Below are 16979 nucleotides of genomic sequence, written 5' to 3'. Positions count from 1 at the left end.
TCTCTAATAATCTGCAGGATTCTATACTCCAATTGTATAGATCCTGCGGTTTTTATAATCTCTCTCTTATCTCGAATACGCCTTTCAACAAGCGATTTAATTAGGTCGTATAACTTACTCAGCGTGTTTATTTAGTGGTTTTTGCTAATTTTATGGCACGTCTAATTTTTGAAAAAAATCTATACTATGAGAAAACTTGTATTTGCATGTAAAATGCGCAATCTATTGGCTTTGCCTCTATTGTTAACATTATCAATTCCTATTACTGCCCAAGCGCAATCTGAGTATACCACAGCGCAAAATAAGATGGTATTAACTCGAGAGGATACTACTTTGGAGTGGTCTATCCGACTTAAGGCTAAGGAGGCAGACCAATCTTCTGTTTGGATTGATTGGAATAATAATGCCACGTATGAAGAGGGAGAGGCGTATGACTTTAGCCTATACAACAACAGTAGCCCTGTAACAAGTCAGACAATAACTATCTACGGAAGAGTAACGATGCTCTCTGCTTCGTTCAACTATCTTACAACATTGGATGTGACGAATAATGATGCTTTGGAAGACTTGCAAGTAGGCAACAACAAACTCACCACTCTGGATCTCTCACGTAATGGCAAGTTGTACAATCTGATTTGCCAAAACAATCGCATTGAGGTATTGGATTGCTCGGCCAATAAAAAATTACGTCGTCTTTCTTGCTATACAAACCATATTCAGGGAGAGAATATGTGGCGTTTAGTACGTTCTTTGGTCGATCGTACTGGACAAGATCGGGCGGGGAAAATACATATTATTAATAGCGTAATAGGACCAGAGTTGGAAAACATTGTAACCAAAAAACAGGTAGCAGAATTAGAGGCTAAGAACTGGGCTGTATTTGACTGGAAAGATGGCAAAGATGAGGGAGAAAATCCTTATACGGGAACTCCCGATCCTAATGATAACAACTATGTAGCACAAGATCCTAAAGTGATACTACATTCATCTGAAACCACTGGTAAGTGGATTATTAGCTTGAATATTGAAGAGGAACATAGGAATACCTGTTGGATAGATCTAAATAATGATGGTAGCTATCAGAAGGGAGAGGAGTTAAAGCTCTTTGAGACTTTAATGGAAATACCCAGAACCTCCTCTTCTCTTGCATTATATGGTAAGTATAGTGCTGTAAAGTGCGCCGAAAACAAAATTTCCTCGATTGATTTCGGTACAGATGCCTCTGCTCTAAAGACCCTAATCATCGAAAACAATGCTATTTCGGTATTGGACTTAAGCATGGCTACTAACTTGGAATACCTTAATTGCGATGGTAATAAACTAACATCATTAGATCTTTCTAATCACACTCAACTAAGGGAACTAACTTGTTATCAAAATCAATTGGAGCAATTAAATGTAAAAGGCTGCTCGGCTCTTGTAAAGCTGACCTGTAATAACAACAAGCTAAAGACTTTACCTCTCGAGGGAATAGAACTCCTTAGTGAATTGTATTGCTCTGAAAACCAAATAGAAGAATTAAAGTTAGAGCAGTGTACAGCTCTTCGTTCCCTCTATTGTAGTAACAATAAACTCTCCAGCTTGAGTCTAAAGGATAATGAATACTTAGAAATCCTCTACTGTTTAGGCAATGGTTTGTCGGAACTTTCACTCAAAGAATTTCCTTTGTTGAGTGTCGTAAATTGTGCGCAAAATCAGCTTACAGAGTTAGATCTTTCTCAAAACCCTAAATTAACCAAGCTATACGCATACCAGAATAACTTCAAAGAGCTTGACCTATCTTCTTTGGAGCTACTCTCTTTTGTCGATGTTTCCAATAATAAATTGGAACTTTTGACTTTGCAAAAGAATACTTCTTTGAACGATTTGCATTGTTCAACTAACCATCTTGAAGCGTTGAATCTCTTGCAAACGCCTGCCCTTTTACGTTTGGTTTGTAATGACAATGCTATTAAAACACTTGATTTATCATCCTCTTCTCATTTGGTAGGGTTCAGGGGAGAAAACAATGCACTGACACAACTCAACTTTTCTTCTTGTCCTTCCATTGCCAAGGTATTTATTCAGGGAAATGAAATCAAGGAAAAGGCTATGACCTCACTAGTCGAGTCTTTGCCCTTGAGAGAGGAGGGTGCCACTGGGTTACTCGTTGTCGTAGACCTAAAAGCAGAGAAAGAGAATAATGTATGTACCGATAAAGATGTTCTTTTGGCTACTCAAAAACATTGGAAAGTAAAGGATAGCAACGGTGGAAACTCTATAGACTATGCAGGAAAACCTACCGCCGTAGAGAGAATCACCTCGCAAGAAGTTACTATATATCCCAATCCAGCTCGTAATACTCTTTTTATTGAAGGGTTAGAAGAAAACGAGAGGGTGCAAATCTTCTCGTTGGAAGGAGTTTTACTTTCAGAAACTTTGACCGATGATGAGGGAGGTTGCTGTTTGGAAGTAAGTACTTTACCAGCAGGAATCTACATGGTAAGGAGCGGAAACTCTTGCCATAGATTGGTAGTAGAGTAAATGCAATCGCGAAGCTGTAGCACTCTCTTGCAAAGGGTGCTATAGCCTATTATCATAAATAACCGTTGTACCATCTTGCAAAAAGGATATTAATTTTCTTTTTTGTAAGAGGATGCAACGGTTTCTTGGCTATGTCCCAAAGATGAGGATTAAGACAATTATCTGAGCAGTAGTCCTTTCTTAGTTATTACTTTATTATAAGCCTTCTTAAAGCATATACATGTGGCTTGTTTAAACTTTTTTCCGAAAGCTAATCCGCCTTAGAAAGCCTTTTAGAGCAACCGACCAACGGTTCTTAATATAATAGTAGACGTAGGATTTGTAGGATGGAATGCTCCTAATAAAAGCAGAGGAGACAACTATTGAACTTGTCAAGCTGTCTCCTCTCATAATTATAAGTCAGAAAATCTCATCTAAGGTTATCGTTGGAGCTCCTAGGAGAAAAGACCTCTCTGAGAGTGCTTCCCTCTCAATAGAATAATGTCTATTACTGGAGCACGGTACGTATCTTCTCTGCTACCGACTCTGGAGTAAAGCCAAGTTTCTCATCTAAAACCGTATAGGGAGCCGAGTAACCGAAACTTTCTAGACCATGGATTGTGCCATTAGTTCCAACTAAGGAGGCTAAGTTTATGGGCAATCCTGCCGTTAAACCAAAGCGTTTTACTCCCTCGGGTAATACTTCTTTACGATAGCTTTCGGGCTGATCTGAGAAAAGTCCTTCCGAAGGAATAGAAACGACCCTTAAGCGTCTGCCTTCTGTGCGAAGTAGGGTAGCTGCTGCCTCAAGTGTAGAAACTTCACTACCTGTAGCCAGAAGTACCATTTCTGGATTTTCGTCGTCGCTTACAATATACCCTCCACACATAATACGTGTGGCACGAGCATAAGAGGTTAATCCATCGTTGGGCAAATCATCAATATTCTGACGAGAAAGGATAAGCCCCGTAGGTGTTTGGTCATTCTCCATTGCCATTTGCCAAGCAACGGTTGTTTCGTGTACATCGGCAGGGCGGAGTACCAACATAGAGCGTTGCCCAGAGTGGTTATGCAGTTTTTCCATCAAACGAAGTTGAGCTTCTTGCTCTACAGGTTCGTGCGTAGGACCATCCTCTCCTACGCGGAAAGCATCGTGCGTCCAAACAAACTTAAGCGGAATCTCCATCAAAGCTGCCATACGGATAACGGGCTTCTGGTAGTCAGAGAAGACAAAGAAAGTACCACAAGCAGCAACAACTCCTCCATGCAACATCATACCGAGGCAAACGGCTGCCATGGTGAGTTCCGATACACCAGCTTGCAAGAATCTTCCACTAAAGTCATCCTTTGTAATTGCCTTTGTTCCTTTCAAGAATCCGTCGGTTTTATCAGAGTTGGAAAGGTCGGCAGAAGAGACAATCATATTAGGAACCTTGTCAACAAGCTCTTTCAAAACAGTTGCCGAAGCCGAACGGGTAGGCTGATTGCTCTTTTGTTCAATTGAGGACCAATCTACAAAAGGAAGTTTCCCCTCGAACCAATCGGTAAACGTCGCTGCATCTTCAGTATTGTTTTTTGCCCAAGAATGGAACTTCGCATCGTATGCTTTCCATTCGGCGCGTAAAGTCTCCGCTCTCTTTTGGTAAAGGGAAGCGACCTCTGGGTCTATTGTAAAAGGAGTTTGAGCATCGAATCCCATTGTTCGGAGAGTGGCTTCTACAGAAACTCCAGCCTTGCTCAAAGGTTGACCGTGCGTCGGAATGCGGTCTGTGATCTCCTTTCCTTCGGCATTGAGTGCTTTGTACGCCATGATAGTCTTGCCGATAATTAGAGTAGGTTGTCCCTTGGTAGCGATTGCTTCGTCCAATCCTTTTCTGATATCTGTCACATCATTGCCGTTGATGGTTACGACGTGCCAACCCCAAGCTTTGTATTTCTGTGCAATATCTTCAGTTGTAACCTCATCTACCATGGTAGAGAGTTGTACATCGTTGGCATCATAAAACATGGTAAGGTTATCCAAGCCCAAGTGTCCTGCTGTACGTCCAGCCCCTTGAGCAATTTCTTCTTGGATTCCTCCGTCCGAGATGTAAGCATATATACGTTGGGGCATAACTTCCGTCCCGAAACGCTGTGCCAAGAATTTGGCTGCAATGGCAGCACCGACAGCGAATGTATGTCCTTGTCCCAAAGGACCACTTGTGTTTTCTATACCTTTTTCCAAGTCTCTCTCGGGATGCCCTGGAGTGGTACTTCCCCACTGGCGAAAAGCCTCCAACTCTGCGAGAGAGAAGTGCCCTGTCAAAGCCAATTGAGCATAAAGCATAGGAGACATGTGTCCAGGGTCGAGATAGAAACGATCTCGGGCGTAACGACTCGGACAGTCAGGGTCAAAGCGTAAGTACTCAGAGTAAAGAACGTTTATAAAATCCGCTCCCCCCATTGCTCCTCCAGGATGACCACTTTTGGCTTTTTCTACCATAGACAACGCCAGCACACGTATATTGTCGGCTGCGCGGTTCATTAAATCAAGTGAACTCATACTATTTAATTCTGCTTTATGTTAGGTAATTCTAACCCGTATCCTTTCTTCTTATCAATCGCTTTAAGCCAAAAACCTAATAACAAAGACAACACACCTAATGCGGAGAGCATAAGTAATGGATTGGTGTAGTCATATGATACCGCAGCTACTTCTGGAGCCATAGTACCGTCTGCTAATTGCTGTACGATAGTCGGGTTAGAAGCCTTCAAAATCTTGCCAATAAGCAATGGGAAGAGCCAAAGACCTATATTTTGAATCCAAAATATCAATGCGTAAGCAGAACCTATTACTCTACTATCCACAAGTTTGGGAACACTTGGCCAAAGGGCGGCTGGAACCAAAGAGAAAGAAGCCCCGAGTACAAGGATTGTGACAAAAGCGAGCACAATTCCTCCAACATTGTTCCCTTTGAACTGAGGAAGCAAGAAAGCAAAAGTCATGTGACAAACAATCAGGAGGATAGCTCCTAGCATCAACATTGATGCAGCCTTTCCCTTATTATCTACATATCTGCCCAAAATAGGAGTAATACCCACGGCTAACAAGGGGAATACAGCAAATATAGATTCGGCAGACTGTCTCTTGTAGGAAATAAAGCAGAAGAGGATTAGAGAAAGAACTGAAAGAAGGAGAAGCCCCAGCTTAACATTCCTCTTGCAGAAATTACTCACAAAAGCTGTTGCCGCAACGACCAACATCACAAGGTACTGTAGAAAAGCAATCTGTTCTGAGCCCCAGAAAGAAGAAGCATCGGGAGCAACAAACTCAATGTTACACTGAAGCATATTAACAGCGTATTTCTGGAATGGAAATATAGCTGAGTAGTAGAGGACACAGAGCAATGCAACCATCCAAAAAACTCCATTGGAAAGAATCTTTCCTAAATCTTTTATTCTAAAAGGTTCGTCCTTTTCTTCTGCTTCGCCCGTTTGTGCATCCAATTTCTTATCCATAAAGAAATAGGTGATGAACATTATCAGAGCGATAAACAAGAGAACTACAGCAAAAGCAACAGAGCGAGATACATCTATTGTACCTCCCATCTTGGCGAAAACAGGAGAAAAAATCATACAAGTTGCTACACCCAAACGAGCTAAAGCCATCTCTGACCCCATAGCAAGAGCCATTTCTCTGCCCTTAAACCATTTTACAATGCCTCTGGAAACAGTAATACCCGCCATTTCACAACCACAACCAAATATCATGAACCCAATGGCAGATAGTTTAGCCGAGGCAGGCATACCGTCATAAAAAGGAGAAACACCAAGCTCATCAAACAATGGGATATAGTTCAAATTGTTGGTAAACCACTGTTCCAGATTTGAACCCATAAAACTCTCTGTTATGGCATACCAGTTAATACTAGCCCCTATCAACATCACAACTCCTGAAAGAAGGGCCGTAAATCGAACCCCCATTTTGTCGAGAATAATCCCTGCAATAATGAGGAAAAAGATAAAGACATTCAAAAAAGTCTCAGAACCTGCATACGTCCCAAAAGCGTCCGAATCCCATCCCCGTGTGGATTCCAGTAAGTCTTTGATAGGAGAAAGTACATCCATAAAGATGTACGAACAGAACATAGCGAACGACAAAAGGAGCAATGCCGACCACCTTACCCACGCTTTGTCGCGCAGAGTTTGTTGAATTGCTTGAGTCATACTCTTTTTATTAGTTATTACTTATTATAAATTCGTTTGAAGTATTTGAGAAAAAAAGTTTTGTAGAACTTCTGCTACGACATAGTTACTTCCTCCTATATAAATAAGATCGCTTGGTTGAGCGTTACCTTTGGCAGCCAAAAAACCCTCTGCTATCGTTGGGTAGCTACATCCTTTTAAGCCTATTCGTTGGGCGTAATCGGTTAAAGTATCATTGGGTAATCCTCGCTCGGATGGAGGGGCAACGAAGTAATAAAAGGCTTCTTTGGGCAAAAGAGACAATACCTTTTGCCAGTCCTTATCGGTTACCATGCCAAAAACGATGTGCAGATGGTTATACTTCTGTCTTGCTATTTGCTGTACAACCAATGCTACACCCGCTTCGTTGTGTCCTGTATCACAAAAGATTTGAGGCGTGGAGGAGAGCTGTTGCCAGCGTCCCAAAAGTCCAGACTTTTCTATTACGGTTGCAAACCCTTCGTGCACCGCTGCCTCGGGGATAGACAAAATCTCTCGCTCTTTTATAACAGAAAGAGCAGTTAGTATAGTGCGGGCATTCAAGTGTTGTGCAGCCCCGCCCAGTTGGGCATGAAAAGAACCATAATCACGACTCTTTAGCAGTAGTCCATCGGGCTTATCTTTACAGAAAAGCAGCACTTGGGCTTTTTCGGCAAAGTATATAGGAGCAGATTTTTCTTTTGCGTTATTTTCAAAGATAGTTTGTACTTCCCCCTCGGCTTCGCCTATAACAACGGGAGTTCTTTTTTTGATAATTCCCGCTTTTTCAAACGCAATCTCTGGCAGGGTTGTGCCCAAGAACTGCGTGTGGTCTTTGCTAACATTCGTAATAATAGATAGTTCTGGATGAATGATATTAGTACTATCTAAACGACCTCCCATACCTACCTCTATAATAGCCACATCTACCTTTTGCTCTGCAAAGAAAGAAAAGGCCATCAAGGTAGTTATTTCAAAAAAAGAGGGGGAATATTTTTCGAGTAAAGGGCGAGCCTTATTAACAAAATCGACTACAAAATCCTTGCTTACAGGTATACCGTTTATGCGTATACGCTCTCTAAAATCGACCAAATGAGGAGAGGTAAATAATCCTGTCTTATAGCCAGAGGCAACAAGTATGGCTGCAAGAGTACTTGCCGTAGAGCCTTTCCCATTGGTCCCGCCTACATGTATCGAGCGGAGTGCTAAGTGAGGATTGCCTATAACCTCTGCCATAGCGAGTACTCGTTCTAAGCCTGGCTTGTAAGCCACCCCTCCCTGTTGCTGAAAACAAGCTACAGAAGAGAAAAGAAAATCTATCGTCTCTTGATAAGACATTAGAAAGAATTAACGAACTATAGTTTGCTTCCTATCTGGGCCTACCGATAAAATGGTGATAGGTACCTCTAACTCTTTCTCTAAGTAGGCTACATAAGCCAAAAATTCCTTGGGCAAGTCTGCCTCTTTATCATAAGCCGTCAAATCACAGTTCCATCCTGGAAGTGTATCGTATACGGGCTCTATGGTTTGATCTATAGAGTAAGGGAAATTACGGGTCTCTGCGCCGTTTATTTTGTAAGCACGACACGCTTTGATTGTAGAGAATGTATCCAAAACATCGCTTTTCATCATGATGAGTTTGGTTACCCCGTTAATCATGATTGTATAGCGTAATGCCACTAAATCGATCCAGCCACAACGACGGGGACGCCCTGTTACAGAGCCAAATTCATGCCCTCGCTCTGCCAAGAGTTTACCTGTTTCGTCGAAAAGCTCAGTGGGGAAAGGTCCTTCTCCTACACGAGTACAATAGGCCTTAAATATACCATACACATCTCCTATTTGGTGAGGTGCAACTCCCAAACCAATGCAACTTCCTGCACAAACAGTATTACTTGAGGTAACAAATGGGTAGGAGCCGAAGTCAATATCCAACATAGATCCCTGTGCCCCCTCTGCCAATATCTTTTTGTTGGTACGGAGCGCATCGTTTATCTCAAATTCACTATCGACAAAGCGAAAAGAACGCAAGTATTCCACGGCTTTGAAGAACGATTTTTCTACCTCTGTTAGGTCGGGTATCTCTACTCCCATTCCTCGTAACATAGAGAGGTGACGCTCTTTCGCTTTTGTGTAGCGGACTTGGAAGTCTAATTCGATATCTCCTACACGAAGACCTCTACGTGCCACTTTATCGGTATAAGTAGGTCCAATGCCTTTACCTGTCGTGCCAATCTTGGTCGCTCCTAAGGCTACTTCTCCAGCAGCATCCAGTAGTCGGTGGGTAGGTAGTATAAGATGGGCTTTGCGAGATATTACCAAACGCTCGGTCAGTTTATGCCCACACTTAAGAAGCCCTTCTACCTCTTCTTTGAATAGAATGGGATCCAGGACTACTCCATTTCCTATCAGATTCGTTTTGTCTCCTTGGAAAATCCCTGAAGGGATAGATCGTAACACATACTTCTCTCCAGCAAACTCGAGGGTGTGACCAGCGTTGGGCCCCCCTTGAAAGCGAGCCACCATGTCGTAGTTGGGCGTTAAAACATCTACTATTTTGCCCTTCCCCTCATCTCCCCACTGGAGTCCCAGTAGTACATCAACCTTTCCCATACAGTTTTTCTATTTTGATGTTTGTTCTGTTTTTAACTATTCATTTTTCTTGCCTGTTCCCCCTTTTAATCCTTTGGCACAATTGCTACAATTCCCCAGAGTTAAAACCACTGACTGACGCTTTTTGAAGCGAGGAGGTTGTAACAGTTGCAGCCGACGTATCAGCGAGGTCTGTCTGTAGTAATTGACCTTACCACACTCTGTGCAAAAAACTAAAGAGTAACCAACGCATCGCCATGCAAAAAGGTAAACCGAAGCATTGCTTCTTGCTAAACGAATCAATACTCCACAACGACTCAATAAATCTAAAGTGGTGTAGACTGTACTTCGGCTAACAGCATACCCTACCTGCTTCATTTTTTCAAACACAGTATCTGCATCAAAGGGTCTATCCATAGTGTAAATGGTGGATAGAATTTTAGAACGCCCTCGGGTTGGCTTGAGATCACAAGCAAGTAGATAGGTGTTCATAACCTGCTCTAATTCAAGTATAGAAGGTTTCTTCTGCATAATACTGTTTGGGACTGAACAGATAGCCTCTACAAAGATACACGCTTTTAATGAAACTCCTAAATACAAAATGGGATAAATGACAGACTTAGGAACATCTAACAGATAAGATAAGAACTCTCGCCCTCCATTTCTTTCAGGGAATACTTCTCTGAAAGGAGGCATTGGGACATAAGTTGTGGGAGAAATAAAAACAAACGAACGAGAGGGAAGAATCCCTCCCGTTCGTTATAAACGAAAATCTTATGAGAAGTTTTTTCTTAAGAGCCCAAGAATCCTAAGAGGACCCCTGCTGCGAGTGCAGAGCCGATTACTCCTGCCACATTAGGTCCCATAGCGTGCATCAACAGGTAGTTAGAAGGATCTGCTTTAAGCCCCTCGACCTGAGAGATACGTGCAGAATCTGGTACGGCAGAAACTCCTGCATTGCCGATAAGAGGGTTAATCTTATTCTCTTTCTTCAAGAAGAGGTTCATAATCTTAACGAAAATCACACCTGTACAGGTAGCTACGACGAAAGAGAGTGCTCCCAGCCCGAAAATCTTTACCGAGCTGAAAGTGAGGAACTCGGTAGCTTGGGTAGAGGCTCCTACGGTAACCCCTAAAAGGATAGTGATCGTATCAATCAATGGACCCTTAGCTGTGTCTGCCAAACGCTTGGTAACGCCACTTTCCTTGAGCAAATTGCCGAAGAAGAGCATTCCCAAAAGAGGTAACCCAGAGGGTACAAGGAATGTAGTCAAGAGTAAGCCCACGATAGGGAAGATAACTTTCTCTGTCTTGGATACGGGGCGTGGTGTCTTCATGCGAATCAAACGCTCTTTTTTCGATGTTAGCAAACGCATGAAAGGAGGCTGTATGATGGGCACAAGGGCCATGTAAGAATACGCAGACACGGCAATAGCTCCCATAAATTCAGGAGCCAATTTGGATGAAAGGAAAATAGCCGTTGGTCCATCTGCCCCTCCAATGATACCGATAGCCCCTGCCTGATTGGGCTCGAATCCTACCAAAAGAGCGATGATATATGCACCGAATATACCAAACTGTGCAGCTGCCCCGATGAGCATCAATTTAGGGTTGGAAATAAGAGCCGAGAAGTCTGTCATCGCACCTATACCTAAGAATATGAGAGGCGGGTACCACCCCTGTTTTACCCCTTGGTAAAGAATATTCAACACAGAGCCCTCTTCGTAAATACCTACTTGGAGGCCAGCATCTTTGAAAGGGATGTTCCCAATCAACATACCAAAGCCAATAGGTATCAGTAGTAGTGGCTCGAAATCAAAGCGAATAGCCAAAAAGATGAAGAACAAGCCAATGGCTATCATAACCCAATGCCCTAATGTGGCATTGGCAAAACCAGTGTAGGAGAAAAAGACATCTAAATTCTCCATTAAAAACTGTCCGAAATTCATCGTTGTGCGGGTTATTTAGTTCAACCTATTATGAGAATATCGGTACCTTCAAGGATAGAATCTCCCTTTTGTACCTTTATCTCGAGCACTTTACCATCACGGTCGCTATTGATATTATTCTCCATTTTCATGGCTTCGAGTATAGCCACTCTCTGGCCTCTCTTAACCTCGTCGCCGACAGCTACCGATAGCTCAAGGATAACCCCAGGTAGTGGAGATTTAATACCTCCTTTAGCCCCCGAGGTAGCGGCAGGCTTAGGGGCAGAAGAGACGGTTGACGTTGTGGGCTGTACTCTTCTGACTACAGGTTTGGGGGCTTGTTTCTCCTCGCGGCAAAGCTCTACGGAATAGCTTTTCCCATTCACCTCTACATCGGCTTGATTGTTTTCAATCTTGTTGATTTTAACGGCATAGTCATTGCCGTTAATCTTGTATTTATACTCTTTCATATATTGTAATCTGATTGAGTCTCTGATTATTAAAATTGATTGTTATACTCCGTTGCTCTCTTGTTATGAGCGTTTACTGAATGGATTACGCTGTACGGCTATCCGCTGATTGTGCGCTTTCATGCTCCACGCAGAGGAAGAAGCCTCGTTGCGTTCTATCGTAAGTACTCCGCTCTCCTCGTCATGTACCTCTTCTGTTGCCTCGATAAGAGCCATAGAGATAGCTACAAAAGTCTCCTCTTCTACACTTCCCTTAGAGGTTTTTACAGCAGGTTTTACGCCTTCGGCTCTTGCTTTGTTACGTGCAGACAGGCGCATAGCTATGCGTCCTATAGCTGTAAAGCAAAGGGCGAGTAAGAGTAAGCCCGAGAAGACCACGAGCATCGCTGTGATGGTCATAATCCCTCCAGTAGGGTCCTCTACCTTAATACGCTCTACCTTTTCATTTACCTCGGGCATTGTATTGTTGGAAGAGGGAGTAGGTTGGTCTGCTTGTTGCCAAACGTTAGAGTTCACGCTCTCCAATACACCGTCGGGAATACGAGCCCAAGAAGCATTTTGAGGCAAAGTGGCAGGAACGGTAACTTGATCGATGATAGTCTTACCATCTGTGTCTACCAAGGCAATCGTTTGTTCCGCACCTGGAGTTAAAACAAAGTTTAAGTGCAAAGCACCTCTTGCCGCCACATTATCTGCCCAAAACAGAAGTTGTCTGTAGGGGGGGAGTATGGTGCGGGCATCGGTCATAGGGATGCGATACTTTGTGAGGTTTTTCAAATCATCGGTTAAGTAACATCCCTTTACGTTAACCGTAGCGGCTCCAGCATTGTAGAGCTCGATCCACCCTACATGCTCTCCATAAGGATTGATGGCTCCAGCTGTGTTGTCGACAACCACCTCGTTGATGCGAACAGAGCTAATGCCCTGTGCCTTCGTCGAGGTGAGCGATAAGAGCAGCGCAGTGCCAATAATCAAAGAGTGCAGGAGCACCCTCCATATATTATAGGTACGCATCTTAATTATAAAGGTAAGTTGTCATGTTTTTTCGCAGGGAGACTTTGCTTTTTAGTGCGAAGTTGCTCTAATGCACGGATTATACGGAAGCGAGTATTGCGTGGCTCTATAATGTCATCGAGATAACCGTACGATGCTGCGTTGTATGGATTCGCAAAGGTTGCACGGTATTCAGCCTCTTTTTCGAGAGCAGCCTTAGCAGGGTCTTCTGCCGCAGCTACTTCTTTAGAGAAGACAACTTCTACTGCTCCTGATGGTCCCATTACTGCAATTTCGGCAGAAGGCCAAGCATAATTCAAGTCGTTACGCATATGTTTTGAACCCATCACGATGTAAGCTCCACCATAGGCTTTGCGCAACGTAACGGTAATCTTAGGCACAGTAGCCTCTCCATAGGCGTAAAGAAGTTTGGCTCCATGAGCGATAACTCCATTGTACTCCTGTCCTGTGCCAGGGAGGAAGCCAGGAACGTCTACAAGCGACACAATAGGAATGTTGAAGGCATCGCAGAAACGAACGAAGCGAGCAGCCTTGCGTGATGAGTTGCTATCCAAACTACCCGCCATCACTTGTGGTTGGTTGGCTACGATACCAACGCTCATACCGTTGAAACGGCAGAAGCCGACAATTATATTGCGCGCATAGTCTGCATGTACCTCGAGGAACTCTCCATTATCGACGATGGCACCGATCACTTGATACATATCGTACGGACGGTTAGGCTCGTCGGGTATGATTTCGTTAAGGAGATCTTCTGCTCTATCTATAGGATCTGTACAGGCTACATAAGGGGCCTCTTCCATATTGTTTTGAGGTAAATAGCTCAAAAGTTTACGTATCAAAGCGAGTCCATCCTCTTCGCTATCGGTCGCAAAGTGTGCCACACCGCTCTTTACAGAGTGAACGTTAGCCCCTCCGAGGTCTTCTTGAGACACATCTTCACCAGTCACAGTCTTTACAACCTTAGGCCCTGTCAAGAACATGTAGCTGGTACCACGTACCATTATATTAAAGTCTGTGAGGGCTGGAGAGTATACCGAACCTCCTGCACAGGGACCAAAAATACCAGAGATTTGAGGTACCACACCAGAGGCCATAATGTTTCTTTGGAAAATCTCACCGAAACCGCACAGAGAGTTTACTCCCTCCTGAATGCGAGCACCACCCGAGTCGTTAATTCCTATTACAGGGGCACCTACTTTCATCGCAAGGTCCAATACTTTACATATTTTGGCTGCTTGCATCTCTCCCAGACCACCGCCAAATACGGTAAAGTCTTGGGCGTGAATATACACTAAACGTCCGTCGATAGTGCCGCTACCTACTACCACTCCGTCTCCTAAAAACTTCTTTTTGTCCAATCCGAAATAGGAGGAGCGATGCATGGCAAACATATCAATCTCTTCGAAGCTACCCTCGTCAAGCAGCATGGCGATGCGCTCGCGAGCTGTGTACTTGCCTTTCTCGTGTTGAGCTTCAATACGCTTGATGCCTCCTCCAAGACGAGCCTCTTCCCGTTTAGAAACAAGCTCTTTAATCTTTTCTAACTGTTGACTCATAATTGTTCTGTCTGTGATTTGTTCTATATCTGTTTCAACTTTTGCACAAAGTACAGGGCGATATCTCGATGAAAATCACCTTGTAAAAAGGCTCAGTAAACGGGAGTTATTTTGGTAAAAACACCCCTTATGAACGATGCAAATATAGTAAAGAATAGAAAAGTATCGGCATACCCTCCTGTAGGTAAAAGAGGAGGCTGAGGTGTTAATTATGGCACACAAAGGAGATTTTTGTGCAATAGCGGAGTGAGATTTGTCGCTATACAACAAACTTTTACACGCTTCTTCTCAATGTTTATACTCTGCAGTGGGGTGCCATGATTGGTTCTCAAAAATCTTTTCTAAAAATGCCATTTTAACAAATTAATGGTGCTGTCATAGGTTTCAAAAGGCTACTTAGAGGCATTTTGAGGTGCATGTAATCTCCTATAAAGAGAAAGCTCCTTGGCGAAAAGTTCAAACGATTTGAAGTAAAAAATATTTCCTCTTGAGTAATTCTTTATTTGTAGATTGCAAATATATATATTCAATCTGCAAATATATATATTCAATCTGCGTTTATATATATTTAATCTGTAAATAAAGAATCGTTAGTGTGATAATGAGTTTCTTGTAAGGCCTAAGCAATTTATTGCCTGTGTGTTACTCTGTTTTGTGTAAGGTGTCTTGAGGAAGCGTTTCGAAGAGAGCAAAAAGAGTTGTCTGTATAAGAAAGAGAATAATTAAGGAGTTGGGGTGTATCCTCTCTATGGTTCTTTGAACGTTGTAGGGTCGTGAAGGAAAAGTTTTTTCTTCCAGACTTTTAAGTCTTGTAGCACTTTATCCCGAAATACAACGCCTTCCACTATTCTTAGTTTCCTGCTAGATGTAGGATAATTATTTTCTGTAGATAGTTTTCCTAATAAGTAGCAAAAGTGTACCTTTGCAACGAGTATGGATTTTGTGTCTTTATAGGTAAGGAAAGGCTTCTGGAAACTGTCCCAAAAGCCTTTTGTAATGGACTGAAAAGGAGGCAAAACCCAATAAAATCATAAATGAAAAGGAACTAAGTAAGGTATTAAGGATCATGGCAGCTACAGATACGAAGTACATATTTGTGACGGGAGGCGTAGTCTCCTCTCTCGGAAAAGGAATCGTCGCAGCTTCACTTGCAAAATTGCTCCAAGCTCGAGGATATAATGTAACGATTCAAAAGTTCGATCCTTATATAAATATAGACCCAGGGACACTTAATCCCTATGAGCATGGAGAGTGCTACGTGACCAACGATGGTCATGAGGCAGATTTGGACTTGGGGCACTACGAGCGTTTCTTAAATATCCCAACATCAAGATCCAATAATATAACCTCGGGGCGAATTTACCAAAACGTAATTCGCAAAGAGCGTCGGGGGGATTACTTGGGTAAAACTATTCAGGTTATTCCTCACATTACCGATGAGATTAAGCGTAATGTAAAGCTCTTGGGACAGAAAGATAATTATGACTTTGTTATCACAGAGATTGGTGGGGTAGTAGGAGATATCGAGTCGCTTCCTTTCTTGGAAGCTGTTCGTCAGCTTAAGTGGGAGTTGGGTAAGAATTGTCTTTGTGTACACCTCACTTATGTACCTTATATCAATGCTGCGGGAGAGTTTAAGACTAAACCTACCCAGCACTCTGTAAAACAACTGCAGGAGGTGGGTATTCAACCTGATATATTGGTGCTTCGTACGGAAAAAGCCTTGCAGGAAGATTTGCTTACCAAAGTAGCTCTTTTCTGTAACGTATCTCGTGATGCGGTTATACAAAGTATAGACATGCCTACCATATATGAAATCCCTCTTTTACTACAAGATCAGAAGATGGACGAGGCTGTCTTGCGCAAAGTTGGCATAGAACCTGGAGAAAAACCAGAACTGAAGGCGTGGAGAAACTTCTTGGAGAAACTAAAGAATGCCAAAGAGGAGTTGACCATCGCTTTGGTTGGGAAGTATGTAGAGTTACAAGATGCTTATAAATCTATCGATGAGTCCCTACTTCAAGCTTCTATCTACAACGATAAAAAGCTTAATCTTGTTAGCGTACAGAGCGAGCATCTAACACCCGATAACGTAGAGGCAACGCTTAAAAAGTGTGATGGCGTCATTATCGCACCTGGGTTCGGTCAGCGTGGCGTAGAGGGAAAATTAGTGGCACTTCGCTATACTCGTGAGCATAAGATACCGACTTTGGGCATCTGCTTAGGTATGCAATGTATGGCTATCGAGTTTGCGCGCAACATATTGGGGTATGCCGATGCTAATACTGCAGAGATAGCTCCCGAGAGTTTGCACAGAGTGATTGATTTGATGGATGAGCAGAAGTCGATAACCGAGCTTGGTGGCTCTATGAGATTGGGTGCTTATGAGTGTAAGTTGAAGCCAGGCTCTAAAATTGCCGAGGCATATGGAACGCTTTCTATCAAGGAGCGTCATCGCCATCGCTACGAGTTTAATAGTCAATACAGAACGGAGTTTGAAGATCATGGCTTCCTTTGTGTAGGGGAAAATCCCGATACAGGGTTGGTAGAAGCTCTTGAGCTACAAGGGCATCCTTGGTATATTGGGGTTCAGTTTCACCCCGAGTACAATAGTACGGTGGTAAATCCGAGTCCTCTTTTCATGGGATTCATTCGCGCCGTAATAGCCAACACTCAAAAGTAGTATTGTAGCTGTTTTACCTTGACAAATA

At 43.0% G+C, this 16979-nt stretch carries 11 protein-coding genes; 2 read left to right on the top strand and 9 right to left on the bottom strand.

The features are described 5' to 3' along the window. Positions 1–186 precede the first annotated feature (186 nt). Positions 187–2523, top strand: a complete 2337-nt coding sequence (locus B5D06_RS01350; protein ID WP_078736237.1) for a leucine-rich repeat domain-containing protein — start codon at positions 187–189, stop codon at positions 2521–2523. 487 nt (positions 2524–3010) lie between these two features. Here B5D06_RS01350 and B5D06_RS01345 read toward each other — a convergent pair whose 3' ends face one another. The 9 genes from B5D06_RS01345 to B5D06_RS01305 form a co-directional block, all read right to left on the bottom strand. Beyond that, on the bottom strand, positions 3011–5044 hold the full coding sequence (locus tag B5D06_RS01345) for a transketolase family protein (protein WP_078736236.1): 2034 nt from the start codon (positions 5042–5044) through the stop codon (positions 3011–3013). Positions 5045–5049: 5 nt separating this feature from the next. Further along, positions 5050–6708, bottom strand: a complete 1659-nt coding sequence (locus tag B5D06_RS01340) for an MFS transporter (RefSeq protein WP_078736235.1) — start codon at positions 6706–6708, stop codon at positions 5050–5052. 24 nt (positions 6709–6732) lie between these two features. After that, entirely contained in the window at positions 6733–8043 is a 1311-nt protein-coding gene (locus tag B5D06_RS01335) for a bifunctional folylpolyglutamate synthase/dihydrofolate synthase (protein ID WP_078736234.1), read from the bottom strand. Positions 8044–8052: 9 nt separating this feature from the next. Continuing rightward, positions 8053–9318 carry an adenylosuccinate synthase gene (locus B5D06_RS01330; protein ID WP_078736233.1) on the bottom strand — a complete coding sequence of 422 codons (1266 nt, stop codon included), beginning with the start codon at positions 9316–9318 and terminating at the stop codon, positions 8053–8055. 36 nt (positions 9319–9354) lie between these two features. Beyond that, the gene (locus B5D06_RS01325; RefSeq protein ID WP_159442659.1) at positions 9355–9828 is read right to left on the bottom strand and encodes a Fur family transcriptional regulator; all 474 of its coding nucleotides are present in this window, start codon (positions 9826–9828) and stop codon (positions 9355–9357) included. Between the two features lie 260 nt (positions 9829–10088). Then, positions 10089–11246, bottom strand: a complete 1158-nt coding sequence (locus tag B5D06_RS01320) for a sodium ion-translocating decarboxylase subunit beta (protein WP_078736231.1) — start codon at positions 11244–11246, stop codon at positions 10089–10091. Positions 11247–11266: 20 nt separating this feature from the next. Continuing rightward, entirely contained in the window at positions 11267–11695 is a 429-nt protein-coding gene (locus B5D06_RS01315) for an acetyl-CoA carboxylase biotin carboxyl carrier protein (protein WP_078736230.1), read from the bottom strand. A gap of 63 nt (positions 11696–11758) precedes the next feature. After that, positions 11759–12709 carry an OadG family transporter subunit gene (locus B5D06_RS01310; protein ID WP_078736229.1) on the bottom strand — a complete coding sequence of 317 codons (951 nt, stop codon included), beginning with the start codon at positions 12707–12709 and terminating at the stop codon, positions 11759–11761. Between the two features lie 5 nt (positions 12710–12714). Then, the gene (locus B5D06_RS01305) at positions 12715–14268 is read right to left on the bottom strand and encodes an acyl-CoA carboxylase subunit beta (RefSeq protein WP_078736228.1); all 1554 of its coding nucleotides are present in this window, start codon (positions 14266–14268) and stop codon (positions 12715–12717) included. Between the two features lie 1066 nt (positions 14269–15334). Between B5D06_RS01305 and B5D06_RS01300 the strand changes: the two genes are divergently transcribed. Further along, positions 15335–16951, top strand: coding sequence for a CTP synthase (locus B5D06_RS01300; protein WP_078736227.1), 1617 nt, complete (start codon positions 15335–15337; stop codon positions 16949–16951). Positions 16952–16979: the final 28 nt, after the last annotated feature.

The organism is Porphyromonas circumdentaria, assembly GCF_900167105.1.
Classification (GTDB): domain Bacteria; phylum Bacteroidota; class Bacteroidia; order Bacteroidales; family Porphyromonadaceae; genus Porphyromonas; species Porphyromonas circumdentaria.
The sequence above is the reverse complement of the archived record's forward strand: the minus strand, read 5'-3'. Positions and strand labels throughout refer to the sequence as shown.

Bases quoted from the DNA above. Each gene is read 5' to 3' on its own strand.
- B5D06_RS01345 (WP_078736236.1), bottom strand. From the start codon at position 5,044: ATGAGTTCACTTGATTTAATGAACCGCGCAGCCGACAATATACGTGTG.
- B5D06_RS01305 (WP_078736228.1), bottom strand. From the start codon at position 14,268: ATGAGTCAACAGTTAGAAAAGATTAAAGAGCTTGTTTCTAAACGGGAA.
- B5D06_RS01325 (WP_159442659.1), bottom strand. From the start codon at position 9,828: ATGCAGAAGAAACCTTCTATACTTGAATTAGAGCAGGTTATGAACACC.
- B5D06_RS01340 (WP_078736235.1), bottom strand. From the start codon at position 6,708: ATGACTCAAGCAATTCAACAAACTCTGCGCGACAAAGCGTGGGTAAGG.
- B5D06_RS01320 (WP_078736231.1), bottom strand. From the start codon at position 11,246: ATGAATTTCGGACAGTTTTTAATGGAGAATTTAGATGTCTTTTTCTCC.
- B5D06_RS01335 (WP_078736234.1), bottom strand. From the start codon at position 8,043: ATGTCTTATCAAGAGACGATAGATTTTCTTTTCTCTTCTGTAGCTTGT.
- B5D06_RS01300 (WP_078736227.1), top strand. From the start codon at position 15,335: ATGGCAGCTACAGATACGAAGTACATATTTGTGACGGGAGGCGTAGTC.
- B5D06_RS01315 (WP_078736230.1), bottom strand. From the start codon at position 11,695: ATGAAAGAGTATAAATACAAGATTAACGGCAATGACTATGCCGTTAAA.
- B5D06_RS01350 (WP_078736237.1), top strand. From the start codon at position 187: ATGAGAAAACTTGTATTTGCATGTAAAATGCGCAATCTATTGGCTTTG.
- B5D06_RS01330 (WP_078736233.1), bottom strand. From the start codon at position 9,318: ATGGGAAAGGTTGATGTACTACTGGGACTCCAGTGGGGAGATGAGGGG.
- B5D06_RS01310 (WP_078736229.1), bottom strand. From the start codon at position 12,709: ATGCGTACCTATAATATATGGAGGGTGCTCCTGCACTCTTTGATTATT.